This is a genomic window from Pelomicrobium sp. G1, from assembly GCF_051905455.1.
Classification (GTDB): Bacteria; Pseudomonadota; Gammaproteobacteria; order Burkholderiales; family UBA6910; genus Pelomicrobium.
Genome location: NZ_JBQACR010000410.1, coordinates 1 through 260 on the forward strand (window position 1 = coordinate 1; position 260 = coordinate 260).

Below are 260 nucleotides of genomic sequence, written 5' to 3' on the forward strand. Positions count from 1 at the left end.
GTTCTCGCCAGCGGGGGGCCGCGACAGTTCGTCGAAGCGGTGCCCACACCGGACGGGACGCCCCACGACTGGCTGGTGGTGAAGTTTCCGTTCCGGGACGCCCAGGGCGCCGGCTACGTGGGCGGCATGGCGGTCGATGTCACCGAGCGCGTCCAGGCGGAGCGCGCCCTGCGGGAAAGCGAACGGCGATTCCACGCCCTGGCCCGTATCTCACCGGTGGGCATTTTCTGCGCCGACCTCGCCGGGAACTACATGTACGT

Annotated in this window: 1 protein-coding gene; it reads left to right on the forward strand. The window is 69.6% G+C overall.

Annotated elements, in window-relative coordinates; genetic code table 11:
- Window positions 1-260, forward strand: a 260-nt coding sequence (locus tag ACTFO6_RS19045) for a PAS domain-containing protein (RefSeq protein ID WP_439935906.1), incomplete at both ends; no start/stop codon positions are given.